Here is a 14,016-nt window from a genome sequence, read left to right on the forward strand (position 1 = left end):
CCGGCACAACAGTTCGGCATCATGCCCTTGGGCGAACGGCGCCCAACCTGTCATCGACTTACCCTTAAGCAACGCCGGTTGCAGTTTGATTAACGAGACCTTGCGGAACGGATCGATTCAGTCCACCGACGCGAAGAAGGCGATCTCAATTCCTCCCGAGCCCCCAAAAGAAAAAGGCCAAGCCCTCGGAGAGGTCTTGGCCTTGTTGTCTAACGGGCGCGGTCTGTTACTGGAACAGACGCAGGATGCTCTGGCTCGAGCCGTTGGCGATCGAGAGCGCCTGGATGCCAAGTTGCTGCTTCACCTGCAGCGCCTGCAAGCGCGTCGATTCCTCGTTCATGTCGGCGTCGACGAGCTGGCTGATGCCGCCTTCGATTGCGTCCATGAGGCTGGAGACGAACGACGTCTGGATCTCGATGCGCGCCTTGGCGGCACCGAGTGCCGTCGCGCCGGCGGCCATCTCGGTGATCGCCCGGTCGGCGCCCTTGATGTAGCCGTCGAGGGTGGCGAGGTCGGCCGTGCTGTCGGTCAGCGCCGAGATGTTGATGTTGGCGAGTCGGAAGTCAGTGGCGGCGGGAACAGCTGGCTGCACGGCATAGATCGCACCCGTCGTTCCGTTGCGATAGCCGTCTAGGATGCCGACACCGGCCACTGCCGCGTTCGAATCGAACAGCACCATCGAGCTGGTATTGATGGAGATCGTCTGGACCGAGATGGCGCCGCCGGCACGGCTGATCGATGACACAATTTGCTTGGTGGCGTTGTAGCCGGCCGCGCTCGAGTCGACGGACAGCCAGTTCTGGCCCTGCAGCGTCGCCGCGCCAGACATGCCGCCCAGCTGCGCCTGCAGCTCGGTGACTTCCGTCTGGATCTTGGCGCGGTCGAGGCCGGGCTGAGCGGCGGCGACGAGCTTGTCCTTGATCTTGGTGACGATGTTCTTCGCCTCGTCAAGGGCCGTGTAGGCCACGTCGACGAAGGCGGCGCCGAGCCCGAGGGCATCCTGCACGGTGGAGAGGGCAGAGTTGTCCGACTTCATCGTGGTCGCGATCGACCAGTAGGCAGCGTTGTCGGCGGCGGTCGCGACGCGCAGGCCCGTCGAGATGCGTTCCTGGGTTTGCGTGAGCGCCGAGTTTGTAGCCGTCAGCGACCGCAATGCGGTCATTGCGGCGACGTTGGTGTTGATACTAGCCATGTGTGGTTGTCCCTGGGATTAGCTAATTTTTGGGGGACATACCGGATTGCCGGCACAACAGTTCGGCATCATGCCCTTGGGCGAACGGCGCCCAACCTGTCATCGACTTACCCTTAAGCGACGCCGGTTGCAGTTTGATTAACGAGACCTTGCTCGTATCAACCCGCCGACGAGGAAGGCCATGCTCGTCGAGAGCATTGGCCCCTCCGGCGTCTTGCCTATCGATTCCTTACTGCTGGAACAGACGCAGGATGCTCTGGCTCGAGCCGTTGGCGATGCTGAGCGCCTGGATGCCGAGTTGCTGCTTCACCTGCAGCGCCTGCAGCTTCGTCGATTCCTCGTTCATGTCGGCATCGACCAGCTGGCTGATGCCGCCCTCGATGGCGTCCATGAGCGAGTCGACGAACGACTGCTGGATCTCGATGCGCGCCTTGGCGGCACCGAGCGCCGTCGCGCCGGCGGCCATCTCGGTGATCGCCCGGTCGGCGCCCTTGATGTAGCCGTCGAGGATGGCGAGATCGGCCGTGCTGTCGGTCAACGCCGAGATGTTGAGCGTCGCGATGGTGAAGGTACCGGCGGGGTCCACCACACCTGTCGTTGCGTTACGCGTGCTGTCCAGGATGCCGCTGGCGGCAGCGTTCGTATCGAACAGCACCATGGCCCCGGTGTTGATGGAGATCGTCTGCACCGAAATGGAGCCGCCGGCACGGCTGATCGATGAGACGATATTCTTGACGGCGTTGTAGCCGGCAACGCTCGAATCGACGGAAAGCCAGTTCTGGCCCTGCAGCGTTGCCGCACCGGCCATGCCGGAGAGCTGCGCCTGCAGCTCGGTGATTTCCGTCTGGATCTTGGCGCGGTCGAGGCCGGGCTGCGCCGCGGCGACGAGCTTGTCCTTGATCTTGGTGACGATGTTCTTCGCCTGGTCGATGGCGGTGTAGGCCACGTCGACGGTGGCAGCGCCAAGACCGAGCGCGTCCTGCACCGTGGAGAGCGCAGAGTTGTCCGACTTCATCGTGGTCGCGATCGACCAGTAGGCGGCGTTGTCGGCGGCGGTCGCGACGCGCAGGCCGGTCGAGATGCGGTCCTGGGTTTGCGTGAGGGCCTGATTGGTTGCCGTCAGCGACCGCAACGCGGTCATTGCGGCGACGTTGGTGTTGATACTGGCCATGTGAGGCTGTCCCTGATGTTTGCCTATTTTTCGTGGGACATACCGGGGTGCTGCCGGCAAGACAGGACGGCATCATGCCTTTGGGCGAGTCGCGCCCAACCTGTCATCAACTCGTTCTCAACCAAAGCGATTGGGCTGGCGACATTTTACGCAAAGGATCGGATGAGCCCTCCGACGAGCAGGTTCCAGCCGTCTATCAGCACGAAGAACAGTATCTTGAACGGTAGAGAGATGACGGTCGGAGGCAGCATCATCATGCCCATCGACATCGTCAGAGTTGCAACGATCAGATCGATGACCAGGAACGGCAGAACCATGAGAAACCCGATCTCAAATCCGCGCCTGAGCTCGGAGATCATGAATGCGGGTATGAGGACGCGCATTTCGAGATTGGCCTCGTCCGTCTTGGGAGGAGTGGGAGGCGGAGGCGGCGCGGCGTCGCCCTCAGTCTTGTTCTGCTTCGCCCAGAGGGTTTCGTGAGCGAGGTCATTGAAGAGCTTTAGATCCTTGTCACGCACATTGGCGAGCATGAAAGCGCGAAAAGGGGCGGTGATGCGCTCGTAGGCCTCCGCCTCCGTGATCTTATTCTCCATGAGGGGCGCGACGCCCCCCTGCCAGGCCCGATCGAAGGTCGGCGCCATGACGTAGAGAGTCATGAACAGCGCCAGGCTGATGAGGATCAAGTTGGCTGGGGTCGTCTGCAGACCTATCCCGGCCCTCAAGAACGACAGTGCAATCACGAATCGCGTGAAGCACGTCACCATGATGAGAATTCCCGGCGCGACCGACAGCACCGTAATCAAGAGAACGAGCTGGACGATCCGGCCTGCGGCCGATGCATCACCCGGCGGCATGATTGAGTCCAGGCTCGGCAACTGCTGGGCCGCGACCTGCACAGAACTCAGCAGCAGGAGGCAGACGATGAGGAGACCTCTTTTCATTCGATGATCAATCCTTGAATGACGAGCTCCTGCACTCGACCGTTGCTGCGCACGCGCACGCGGTCGTTCAAATCCTCACTCAGATGCTGGAAGCCGATCGCTCCCTCTATCTGCGCTACCGAAACCGTGCGTAGAAAGCCGACGATATCTTCCGAGATGCGGGCGGCGAGCGCGTCTGCGTCTTTAGGATTGTCATGGAAGACGAGAGACGCCTCGAGGCGGATCCAGACAGGCGGGCTCCCTGCCAAGTTCGTCACGATCGGCGTCATGGTTCTCAGATTCGCACTGTCCACGTGCTGTAGCCCGCCGAGCAGCGGCGGCGGCTCAACTCCCTTGCTTGCCACGGTCTCCTGCGCGCTGGAGAGAATTCGCAGGCCGGATAGAAACCCGACGCCTGCTGCCGCCAGCGTCAGCGCGGCGACGATGAGGATAAAGTGGAACGTGGAAAGTTGCCGGGGGGGTGTCTTGCCCTCAGCTACACTTCCTTCTTCGTTGGCTGTCGTCATCCCAAGCGACCGATCACCAGGGGAACACGTTGTCGACCAGCTGCTGCCCCCAAGGCGGCTGCTGAACCTCCATCAGGCGTCCGCGACCGCCGTAAGCGATGCGGGCCTCGGCGATCTTCTCGTAGGCGATCGAGTTGTCGGCGGAGATATCGACTGGACGCACGATACCGGCGACGTTCAACACGCGCATTTCGAAATTGACGCGCACCTCCTGCGACCCGCTGATGACGAGGTTGCCGTTCGGGAGGACATCGGAGACGACGGCGGCAACGAGGAGATCGATCTTCTCAGAGCGTTCGATCCCGCCCTCGCTCTTGGTCTTGGTCTGGGAGTCTGCGCTTGCGCCCAATTCGCCCCCGTTCGCGATCGTGATGTCGCTTGAAGTGGCGCCATAGGTAAAGCCGAGGTCGAGCGAGTTAGACGCATCGCGCTTGCGCTCCGAATCGTTGGCGAGCGAAGCCCTGTCCTTCATGAAGATCTTGACCGTGACGGTATCGCCGATCCTCCTCGCGCGCAGATCGGAAAAGAGATCCGCGCGGGAATCCTGCCAAATTGAGTTGTTGCCCCGATAGGTCGGTTCCGGCGCCGGCTCGCTGATCATCGCGACCCTCTTAGGCACGAGACCACTGCCCACCGGCGTCATGTGCGGCTCGCGATTGAAATCGCGCACGTCGACCGCGCATGCGGTCAACAGAGCTACAAGCAGAGGGCAAATGGCGATCCTTGCGATCATGACCTGCCCTCAGGGGAGTCGGCGCGTTGAGGCGCGTACCCAGTTGGTGGCGCAGCCGCGGCGCCCGCGGGACCCCCGTTCGGCTTCGGCGCCCGCACGGCGCCGGCAATCGTAGCCGTCAGCCGTGCCGCCTTTTCCGGCGCCATCTCGTTCAAGATGGCGCTCGCGTTTTGTGGCTCGAGCTTCACCAAGAGCGCGGCCGCCGTTTCCTCGTCCATGGCAGCGAGCTGCAGCGAAGCCGCGTCGGGCTCCATTTGGGTGTAGATCTTCACCAGCGAGGCCGTGGCGCGTTTCAGGAACTGGTCGCGCCGGTCGACCCAGACCTTGTACTCCGCGGTCTTCACCTCCAACGCGGTTATTCGATAGCCGATCGCCTTTTCGGCTTCGGCAAGCTTCGCCCTCTGCAAAGCGATGCGTGCTTCCGCCGCCGTACCGGCGATGTTGGCGCAATACCCGCGCGCAAGATCGGAGCCTTGACCGTCCACCGTACCGGTGATCAACGCGTCGGGCGGCGCATCTCCCTCCTCGGCGAACAACCGGGCCGAGTCGGCTGGCGACAGCATCCGTTTCGATTCGATAGCATCGAAGGAGCCCGTGATGATGTCGCTTGTATTGCTCGGCGTAGGAACGGGTGGGGCGTTTGCCGAAAGCGGAACGGCCACCGCCGCCTCGTTCGTCCTCGCAGCCGACTTCTTTATTGTCGCCGGCTTCGGGTGAGGCATCGGCGGCACCGATGTCTCAAATAGAGGGCTCTCTGCAGTGCTCGCTTTGGCTACTACCGGCGCCCAACCTTGGTCCGCAGCAAGCGACGAGGTCGGCACGAGCATGCCCATTAGGAAAAGCCCCCCTGCTGCGAGAAAGATTGGGCACCAGCTAGCGTGGTCCATCATTGCACCACGAGTTCAGCCTGAAGCGCACCAGAGGTCTTGATTGTTTGCAGGACGGCTATGATCCCCTGCGGCTTCAACCCCATCATGTTCAGCCCGCGGACCAATACGTGCAGGCTGGTGCCTCGAACAATCCGCAGCGTCCCACCTTGCTCGTAGGTTGAGATGTCGGTTTCCGGTGTCACCACGGTCTGGCCTTCCGAGAAAGGCAACGGTTGCGAGACCTGCGGTGTCTCGGTGACCGTCACCGTCAGATTTCCGTGCGTTACCGCCACCGTGGAAATCTGCACGTCGCGCCCGATCACAATCGTTCCCGTTCGCTCGTCTACGACGACGCGAGCGGGCACGTCCGGTTCGACGATGAGCTCGCCGATTTCCGCCATCAAACGTGTCGCTGACATCGAGGGCGGGCGTTTCACAGCGATGGAGCGCAGATCGCCTGCATTCGCAATCTGCACGCCAAATCGATCCAGGCCGTAGGAATTGATAGCGTCCGAGACGCGGATCGCAGTTGAAAAGTCGGGATTGCGCAGCGCGAGGCCAATGACTTCGGCTGCCGCAAATATACCTGGCGACTCGCGCTCGATGAGCGCCCCGTTGGGGATGCGACCCGAGGTGGGGACATTCTGCGTCACCGTTTGGGCGGCGCCAGTGATCTGGTAGCCGGAAACGGTGACGGGGCCCTGAGCCACTCCGTAGACGAGTTGGTCTGGTCCGTTGAGAGGGGTCATGATCAACGTCCCTCCCAGAAGCGACGTCGCGTCGCCGAGCGAGGAGACAGTTACGTCAATCGTCGCTCCGGTTTGGACGAAGGGCGGGAGTTCGGCAGTGACGATGACGGCCGCCGAATTGCGCGTGCGCGTGTTCTGTCGGCGAATGTTCACGCCCATACGATCGAGCATCGCCTGTATCGATTGGTCGGTGAACGGCGAGTTGCGCAGACTATCGCCGGTTCCGTTGAGACCGATCACCAGGCCATAGCCCACCAGCTGATTGGCGCGGACACCTTGAATAGTGACGATGTTCTTGATCCGCGTGGGGGCGCCAAACGATGGCATGTTGGATGGGCCCATGTCTCCATCCGACCGGCCCACGTCGGCACAACGCAGCGCGCCCGGGGCCGCGATCATGGTGGCGCAAAGGATACAAACGAAGCGTAGGGTGCGCCTCATGGACCGCCCACGTGCACAGCTCCGTCGGACCCGATCGTCCCCTTTATGATTCTCCCGCTATCGACATTGCGCACGGACACCACGTCGCCGGTCGCTCCGGACTGGAGCGCAATGGCACTGCCCGTAATGGTCAACGCGCCACTCTGAAAAATGACCATCGCCGCCTGTCCCTGGGTGATGGCGTGCGGCGCTCTGAGTGCAGCTTGGGTGACAGGACGTCCCGGCAGCAGGGTTTGGCGGGCCACCTTGCCGATTAACCCGTCGCTCGAAGTCGTCGCCACTGCTTGTTCGGCGCTCCCCGACCGAAAGGCGCGATCGACAAGCATTCCCTTCTCGATCACCTGTCCCGGGTAAATCGTGACGCGCGGGACAGGCAATAGCACTTGGCCGGCATGTGCCGGGAGCGCGCCTGCTAGACAAAATACAGCAGCGATGAGGTGCGCCGATCGGGATCCAAAGCAAAGAGCGACCATGGTTAGCCTCTCGATACCGTGCTGTACATTTCATCCACGGCCTGAATGACCTTGGAGTTCATTTCGTAAGACCGCTGCGCCGTGATCAGCTCGGTGATTTCCTTCACCGGATCGACGTTGGAGAGCTCAAGGTAGCCCTGCTCCACGGTGCCGAAGCTGGGATCCCCCGGCACGCCGACCACCGGCGAACCGGACGCCGTCGTCTCCTGGTAGAGATTGCCTCCCAGCGCCTCGAGACCAGCATCGTTGGCGAAATTGGCCAACGTGATTTGACCGAGGGACTGCATGGTGGTCTGCCCGCTGGTGAGCGCAAAGACTTCGCCGCTCTCGTTGACGACGATCTCCGTCGTCTCCGCCGGAACGGTGATCTGCGGCGTCAGGAGGTTGCCGTCGATCGTGACGATCTGACCCTCCGCGTTCTTGTTGAAGCTGCCGGCGCGGGTGTAGAACGTCTCGCCGCTCGCCCCCTCGATCTGAAACCAGCCGCGGCCGTTGATTGCCAGATCGAGTTTGTTGCCGGTGCTGGTAAGGGCGCCCTGGATATGCAGGTTACGGATAGCCGCGTTGCGGACGCCAAGACCAACCTGAGCACCCTCGGGAATTGGCTGTTGGTTGCCCCGGTTCGGTACGCCGGCCGGCCGCTCATCCTGATAGAGCAGATCTGTGAATTCTGCCCGTGCGCGCTTGAACGCCGTTGTGTTGATGTTCGCGATGTTGTTCGCGATCACCTCAACGTTCAACTGCTGCGCACTCATTCCCGTGGCTGCGATCGCGAGCGCTCTCATGCGGAGTTCCTCAGATTGTCATCCGGCTGATCTCTAAATACGCCGAGACAACCTTGTCGCGGACTGCAAGCGCCGTTTGTAGCGATTGCTCCGCGGCCATTACCGATTCTACGACTTGTTGGACCGAGGCCTTGTCTGTGATCCCGGCAACTGACGTTGCTTCGGCAGCTTTGAGCGTGTCGAAGGTGTCGCTCGCCATGCGCGCCAGCATATTTCCAAAGTCGTCGCTGGTTTCAGCCACCGCTACGCGCGACCTGACGCTGGTATCGCCCTGCACCGGCGTGCTCGAGCCGATGCCGGATATTGCGGGAAGAAGCTGCTCCAGCATTAGCTGCTCCTCAGCATGTCGATCGTCATCATGACCATCGATCGCGACTGCTTCATCATCTGAAGGTTGGCCTCGTACGAGCGATTCGACTCACGCATGTCGGCCATCTCGACCAGAATGTTCACGTTTGGGTACTTCACGTTGCCGTCCGCGTCGGCCGCCGGATGGCTGGGATTGCGCTCCACTCGATAAGGGCTCGGATCCTTGCCGATTTGCTCGACGCCCACGAGGTTGCCCCCCATCGCTTCATCGAAGTCGTTGGAGAAGACGATCGTCTTCCTGGTGTATGGATCGCCACCGGGTGTATTCGCAGTCGACTGCGCGTTCGCCATGTTCTCGGCGATGATGCGCATTCGATGCGACTGAACATCGAGGCCGGCGGCTGCTATGCCCTGAGAGACCTTGAGCGGATCGACCACAGTTATCCCTTTGCGCTGGCTAGCAGCATGCGATGGAACGTTTTGACCACGCTGTTATTCAAGGCAAACGCGCTGTTGACCTCTCCAGCCTTGACGAGCTCTTTCTCGATGCTGACCGTGTTCCCCGAATCGTAGGTCTGCCAGTCGTCCTCTTCCGTCGCCTCCACACGTTCCGGCCCCGGGGTCGTGTCCGCAACATGCGCCGGATCGCTCGTTGCCATCGCAAGGTGCGACGATTGAAGGACGGCTTCGAAAGGTTGCACATCGCGCGCGGCGTAGCCCGGCGTGTTGGCGTGCGCGATGTTGCCGGTAACGGTCTCCTGGCGCACTGCTAGCCAGTGACTCCGTTGGGAGGCGATGTTGAAGAGGTATATGGAGCTCATGCCGATAGCCGCGCGAGGGTGTTCGCGTAGCTTAATAAAGGCTTAAGCTTGTCTCAGGCTTGTCGCTGGCTGTCCGAGTCGCAAGAGTCCAACTCCTCGGCCTCCCGAATCGGCGTTAGACGCGCGTCGACGATGGCTTCAACGAGACGTTGGGTGTTCTCGTCCGGCGCCACGGACGCCCCCTCGAAGCTGAGGTAGGTTATCTCGACGCCGGCACGTTCCGCTTCGAGGACGAGCCGGAAATATACGTTCACACGCTTGTGCCGGAATTCCATGTCGAGCGCGACCGTGGGCGGTTGATCCCACTTCAAATCCACCTCGCCCGAGTGCCCGAAGAATATTGTGCCGGGCTTGAAGAAGAGCTCCGCGGAGGAGGCGACGAGATTCGCAATGTTGGCAAAGCGTTCCGTGCGGACGAATTCGGCATAGTCAGCGGGTTCAACCAAACGCAAATCCGATGCCAACTCACGAACCCCCTGGCCGAGCGCCTTCTCGCGCTCGTAAGTGAACTTGCTCGCTTTTTGCATCATCGGTTAGGCGCGATTCCCTGCAATGGCCTTCCGCGGGACATGATGTACAGGATTACATTTGCGACTGCCCTGTAGAACTCCGGCGGAATGACCTGGTCGACCTCGACTTTATCGTAGAGCGACCTTGCGAGAAGCTTGTCTTCCACCACGGGAATACCGTGCTTCTCCGCCACCGAACGGATGTTCAGGGCGATAAAGTCAAGCCCCTTGGCAACCACAATGGGTGCGCGATTCTCCGTGCGGACGTATCGCAGCGCGATTGCGTAGTGAGTGGGGTTGGCGATGACGACGGTAGCCTGTGGAACCCGCCCTATCATGCGTTTGCGGGCGCGGTCGCGCGCCAGGGAGCGCAAGCGTCCCTTGATGATCGGGTCGCCCTCGGCCTGCTTTTGCTCGTCCTTGATCTCCTGTCGCGTCATCCTGAGCTCGCGCCGCCAGAAGAACCGCGACCACACGAGGTCGGCGACCACCAGCAGCACGATGGCAACGAGCACAGCAAGGAATAGACGGTTCGCCATGGTCCGCATGAGCTCGGGCAGAGCGTTCGGCGCCATGAACATCGAGTTGAACACGTCGAACCGGGCTGCGCGCGCGAGCAGATACGCGAGAACGGCGAGCGCCGACAGCTTGAATGAGCCCTTTAAAAACTCGACCCATCCTTGAAGGCCGAAGATTCTCCGCCACCCCGCGCTCAGGGACAGGCGCGACAACTGCGGCTGAATGCGATCGAAGACAATTTGCGGAGGATTCTGGAACAACGAACTCGCCAAGCCCGCGATGGCCAGGACGATCACTGCAGGCAGGAGGAATTGCGCCGCGTCGAGATTGATCGCCCGGAAGAGTTGAACTGCATCTGCAGTGTTCTCCAGAGGCCAGCGGCCCGGATCGTCGATGAAGCCCTTGAGCGACGACACCAACGCTATAGTGCTGCCGACGATGAAGAAGCTCGTTACGATAACAAATCCCACAAGGGCGGCAAAAGCGGACAGCTCCTTGGAGAAGGGAACACTGCCCTTCTCGATCGCGTCCCGAATCTTCTTCTCGGTCGCTTCTTCCGTTTTGCCTTCTTTGTCGCCGCCGTTCGACATTTCAGCCTATCAGTCGGCGTAGTCGTCGTCGGACTTGCGGTCCTCGAGCGTGATCTCACCACGCGCCATGAGATTGAGAACGGTCGCAACGATTGCGCGCCGGGCCTCCTCGATGTCTCGAGTCCGCCCCGGAGGAGCGGCTTCGAGCTCGGCCTCTACCATGCGCCGAACTCGGGCGGTGAGCGTGGACAGAACGGCCTCTTGCAGCTCGGGCTCGGCACCGTTGAGGGCAATAACCACTTGCTCCGTCGGCACCTTCTCGAGGATGAGGGCCCGCGCCCGAGGTTTCAGAGTGGCGATGTCCGCAAACGAGAAGAGCATGCTCTTCAGTTCATTGGCGTCGTCGGGTCTCGTCGCGGCGATGCTCTTGAGTATCTCGTTCGTTTGCGATCCATCAAGCTTGTTCAAGATGCCGGCGATGGTCTTGCGCGTTTCTGGGTTCGGCGTGGCCAGCATCGTGGCAAGCAGATCGTCGTTGAGTCCATTCTCGATGACGGTCATCGCGCTATCGGCAACCCCCTTGAGACCGAGCATGCGGCGCAGAAGGGAATGGCGGAACTCCGGCTCTAGCGTCCGGAGGAGCCGGGCACCGACGTTCGAATCCATACGCGACAGGATGACGGCGACCGTTTGCGGATGCTCCTTCAAGACCAGCGTTTGCAGGGCATTGTCTCTCAGCGGCACTAGCCTGTCCCATACCGGCTGTCCCTCGGTCGGGTGCGTGCGCATGTACTGGGCGATCTCGTCTGCGGTCATCACGTCCGCCAGGAGGCTTTTCACCTCCTCGGCCGTTCCGGCGAAGTTGAGACCGCCGGTGAAGCTCTCGGCGAACTCCTCGATCAACGCCTCGACCTCGTCGGCGCTGATGGGACGCAAGCGCGAGCTGGAACGAGTGAGGAGACGCAGGTCGTCCGGATCGAGACGCCTTAGAAGCTGCCCAGCCTTCGCCTTGCCGAGCGCAAGCAGCAACACCCCGACCTTTTCCGGGCCGGTGAGCGCATTGCGCTTGGAAGTGCCTCGCGATGGAGAGGGGGCGGCCATGGTACTTCGTCGCTAGCGGAGATTTTCGGCGACGGACGGGCCCACCACCTCGGTCAGGGAGATGCCAAGTCGTGATGGATCTTCGTCCATCACAACCACCTCCCCGCGCGCGACGACGCGACCGTTTACGATCACGTCGACGGGCTCACCGATCTTCCGGTCGAGCGGTATGAGCGCTCCGCGGCCGAGCTTCAAAAGAGCCGCGACCGGCATCGATGCGGACCCCAGAACAATCTTTACCGTAACGGGAATCCGCATGATCGTATCGAGACTGAGGCCTTCGCCGATCGGCCCACCGGCACTAAGCCCTGGGGGCGCCTTAGCGAATTTCTGCGGGGGTGGCAGCTCGCCTGCGGCCCCTTCCGGCAGAACATTGAGTGGATCGAAGTTCGACATTTGATTTCCTTGACGATCAGGTGCCTCTAGGCCGTCTAGCCGCAGCTAGCTGGCAAGGATATCCTCGATGAACTCGGTCTTTTGATCGACGAAGTCGCGAACGCGTAGCGCATAGACTCCGTTCGCCTTACCGATCTCACAATTGATTAGCGGCTCGCCGTTGCACTCAACGCGCAGCAGGCCCTCGGGGGTCGCTCTGAGCCCCAGCACTTGACCGACGGCGAAAGCTGCCACGTCGGCGAGCGAAAGCTCTTGCTCGTCAAGTACCGCCACCAAGTCGACGTTCGCGCGGGAGACTTCACTCTGGATCTTCTGGCTCCAAGCCGAATCGGGCCTGGCAGCCTCGGGACCCGCAGCGCGCGAGAGTTCGTTGCGCATCGGGCTCAACACCGATTGTGACATCATGAGCGTGATGCCACCCCCCAACCCCAACGCGAACAAATGGAACTTCGCGGCGACGATCGGAACTGTCTGGCGCCCCAAGACATCGAAGCTCACGCGCGGAGTCGCAGCTCCAACGAGAAAGTTCGTAGGCGCCACAGACGAAAACGCCTGCTCCAGCGCATTGGCGAATTGTTCGATTACGAGCTGCGCGAGCCCGAGTTCAGTTCTGGTGAGCGGCTGATCTGCCACTGGCGGCGGCTCCGACCCGTCTCCGCCAAGCAGCATTTCGACGACCGTGTATACAAACTCGAAATCCGCGGAGACGATCAGCCGAGCATTCCATTTTGGCGCTTCCAGCACGCATGCAAAGCCCTGGTTTGCCGTCGCCGCAACCATGCTTTCGGGCGTGCGGCTCTCGACGTCAACCAGCACCACATTGGGAACCGTCGCTGATATATTTCGGATCAGCTCTCCCCAATTGCCAGCCGCCTTCTGCAGGACGGTGCGCAACATCGGCAGGCGCTCGACCACGTCCTGAGGATCGGCAAAGAGACGGTCCAGGCTTTTGCGCGCGCCGGCTGTCTGTGCCATGCGTCAGGCCGCCTCCGCTGGAGCCGGCTCCGCGCTGCTGGCGCTGGAGCTGAGCGCGATCTGCTCGACGTCGTCGATGGAAGGACGCTCGTAGACGGAAATGGTTTTGCGCCCGTGCTCAAGTGCCACCTGGGGCATCGCGCCGTTCATGAAAGCCAGCAGCGTCTGCTTGACGATGACGTAAGAACGCAGCTGCTTCTCGCGCAGAACCTTGATCTTGTTGGCAAGCGGTGAGACCACGGCATAGGAAAGGAAGATGCCGGCGAAGGTGCCGACGAGGGCGGCGCCGATAAGGTGGCCCAGAACCTCCGGCGACTCGTCGAGCGCGCCCATCGCCTTCACGACGCCAAGCACCGCAGCGACGATTCCCAGCGCCGGAAGCCCCTCACCGACGCTGACGAGCGCGTGGTAGGGCTTCATCTTGTCACTGCGCGCGGTGTGGATCTCCTCGTCCATCAGCGCCTCGATCTCGTGGGTCCGCGCATTGCCGATGATGATGAGACGGCAATAGTCGCAGATGAAGGTCGTGAGATCGCGATTGGCCGCTATGCTGGGAAACCGCTGGAAGAGCGGCGACTGATCGGGGTTATCGATGTGCTCCTCGACCTCGTTGCGCGGTTTGCTGCGCAGCTCGCGCATGACGAAGTAGAGGATGCCCAGAACTTCCAGGTACTGCTGCTGGCCGGGGGCGTTGCTTGTAAAAGCCTCCTTAAGCCCTGCGCCCGTATCTTTGATCGTTTTTATCGGGTTAGCGACGATGAACGTGCCGAGGGCCGAGCCGCCGATAATCAAGTACTCCCACGGCTGCCAGATGACGCCGACATGCCCCCCCATGGCGACAAAGCCGCCGAGCATGCAGCCCAGGGTAACGAGGAGGCCGATGACAATGGTCAAGTTACAGAATCCAAGTAATTTTATCCTTTTACGAGTTGAACATCACATCCTTGCGTGAAGCTGGCAGCGGTGCGCCAGCTTCAGGAAAGCCAATTGATGCAA

Annotated in this window: 18 protein-coding genes; all 18 read right to left on the reverse strand. The window is 61.4% G+C overall.

What is annotated here, in order from left to right:
- Window positions 1–226: 226 nt before the first annotated feature.
- Window positions 227–1,192 carry a flagellin N-terminal helical domain-containing protein gene (locus tag GIW81_RS10650; protein WP_154739165.1) on the reverse strand — a complete coding sequence of 322 codons (966 nt, stop codon included), beginning with the start codon at window positions 1,190–1,192 and terminating at the stop codon, window positions 227–229.
- 229 nt (window positions 1,193–1,421) lie between these two features.
- Entirely contained in the window at window positions 1,422–2,363 is a 942-nt protein-coding gene (locus GIW81_RS10655; RefSeq protein ID WP_154739166.1) for a flagellin N-terminal helical domain-containing protein, read from the reverse strand.
- A gap of 146 nt (window positions 2,364–2,509) precedes the next feature.
- A complete protein-coding gene (locus tag GIW81_RS10660; RefSeq protein ID WP_154739167.1) occupies window positions 2,510–3,304 on the reverse strand; it encodes a flagellar type III secretion system pore protein FliP in 795 nt (264 codons plus the stop codon).
- Window positions 3,301–3,810 (reverse strand): flagellar basal body-associated FliL family protein, encoded by a 510-nt coding sequence (locus tag GIW81_RS10665; protein WP_154739168.1) that lies wholly within the window; start codon window positions 3,808–3,810, stop codon window positions 3,301–3,303. The genes GIW81_RS10660 and GIW81_RS10665 overlap by 4 nt, the downstream gene beginning before the upstream one ends.
- A 13-nt stretch (window positions 3,811–3,823) precedes the next feature.
- Window positions 3,824–4,543 (reverse strand): flagellar basal body L-ring protein FlgH, encoded by a 720-nt coding sequence (flgH, locus tag GIW81_RS10670; protein WP_154739169.1) that lies wholly within the window; start codon window positions 4,541–4,543, stop codon window positions 3,824–3,826.
- Window positions 4,540–5,106, reverse strand: a complete 567-nt coding sequence (locus GIW81_RS10675; RefSeq protein WP_154739170.1) for a MotE family protein — start codon at window positions 5,104–5,106, stop codon at window positions 4,540–4,542. Before GIW81_RS10675 ends, flgH begins: the two co-directional genes overlap by 4 nt.
- A gap of 323 nt (window positions 5,107–5,429) precedes the next feature.
- The gene (locus tag GIW81_RS10680) at window positions 5,430–6,503 is read right to left on the reverse strand and encodes a flagellar basal body P-ring protein FlgI (protein WP_229309141.1); all 1,074 of its coding nucleotides are present in this window, start codon (window positions 6,501–6,503) and stop codon (window positions 5,430–5,432) included.
- 95 nt (window positions 6,504–6,598) lie between these two features.
- A complete protein-coding gene (flgA, locus tag GIW81_RS10685) occupies window positions 6,599–7,075 on the reverse strand; it encodes a flagellar basal body P-ring formation chaperone FlgA (protein ID WP_154739172.1) in 477 nt (158 codons plus the stop codon).
- 2 nt (window positions 7,076–7,077) lie between these two features.
- Window positions 7,078–7,860 carry a flagellar basal-body rod protein FlgG gene (gene flgG, locus GIW81_RS10690; RefSeq protein ID WP_154739173.1) on the reverse strand — a complete coding sequence of 261 codons (783 nt, stop codon included), beginning with the start codon at window positions 7,858–7,860 and terminating at the stop codon, window positions 7,078–7,080.
- 10 nt (window positions 7,861–7,870) lie between these two features.
- On the reverse strand, window positions 7,871–8,188 hold the full coding sequence (locus tag GIW81_RS10695) for a flagellar hook-basal body complex protein FliE (protein WP_154739174.1): 318 nt from the start codon (window positions 8,186–8,188) through the stop codon (window positions 7,871–7,873).
- On the reverse strand, window positions 8,188–8,607 hold the full coding sequence (gene flgC / locus GIW81_RS10700; protein ID WP_324614970.1) for a flagellar basal body rod protein FlgC: 420 nt from the start codon (window positions 8,605–8,607) through the stop codon (window positions 8,188–8,190). Before flgC ends, GIW81_RS10695 begins: the two co-directional genes overlap by 1 nt.
- Before the next feature lie 2 nt (window positions 8,608–8,609).
- A complete protein-coding gene (flgB, locus tag GIW81_RS10705) occupies window positions 8,610–8,990 on the reverse strand; it encodes a flagellar basal body rod protein FlgB (protein WP_154739175.1) in 381 nt (126 codons plus the stop codon).
- Between the two features lie 53 nt (window positions 8,991–9,043).
- Entirely contained in the window at window positions 9,044–9,520 is a 477-nt protein-coding gene (locus GIW81_RS10710) for a hypothetical protein (RefSeq protein WP_154739176.1), read from the reverse strand.
- On the reverse strand, window positions 9,517–10,608 hold the full coding sequence (flhB, locus tag GIW81_RS10715) for a flagellar biosynthesis protein FlhB (protein ID WP_154739177.1): 1,092 nt from the start codon (window positions 10,606–10,608) through the stop codon (window positions 9,517–9,519). The genes GIW81_RS10710 and flhB overlap by 4 nt, the downstream gene beginning before the upstream one ends.
- A gap of 9 nt (window positions 10,609–10,617) precedes the next feature.
- Entirely contained in the window at window positions 10,618–11,649 is a 1,032-nt protein-coding gene (locus tag GIW81_RS10720; protein ID WP_154739178.1) for a flagellar motor switch protein FliG, read from the reverse strand.
- 12 nt (window positions 11,650–11,661) lie between these two features.
- Complete coding sequence (gene fliN / locus GIW81_RS10725) at window positions 11,662–12,045, reverse strand: flagellar motor switch protein FliN (RefSeq protein WP_154739179.1); 384 nt, start codon at window positions 12,043–12,045, stop codon at window positions 11,662–11,664.
- Window positions 12,046–12,090: 45 nt separating this feature from the next.
- Window positions 12,091–13,020 carry a flagellar motor switch protein FliM gene (locus GIW81_RS10730; RefSeq protein ID WP_154739180.1) on the reverse strand — a complete coding sequence of 310 codons (930 nt, stop codon included), beginning with the start codon at window positions 13,018–13,020 and terminating at the stop codon, window positions 12,091–12,093.
- Window positions 13,021–13,023: 3 nt separating this feature from the next.
- A complete protein-coding gene (gene motA, locus GIW81_RS10735) occupies window positions 13,024–13,914 on the reverse strand; it encodes a flagellar motor stator protein MotA (protein ID WP_154739181.1) in 891 nt (296 codons plus the stop codon).
- Window positions 13,915–14,016 lie beyond the last annotated feature (102 nt).

The organism is Hyphomicrobium album (genome assembly GCF_009708035.1).
Taxonomy (GTDB): Bacteria; Pseudomonadota; Alphaproteobacteria; order Rhizobiales; family Hyphomicrobiaceae; genus Hyphomicrobium_A; species Hyphomicrobium_A album.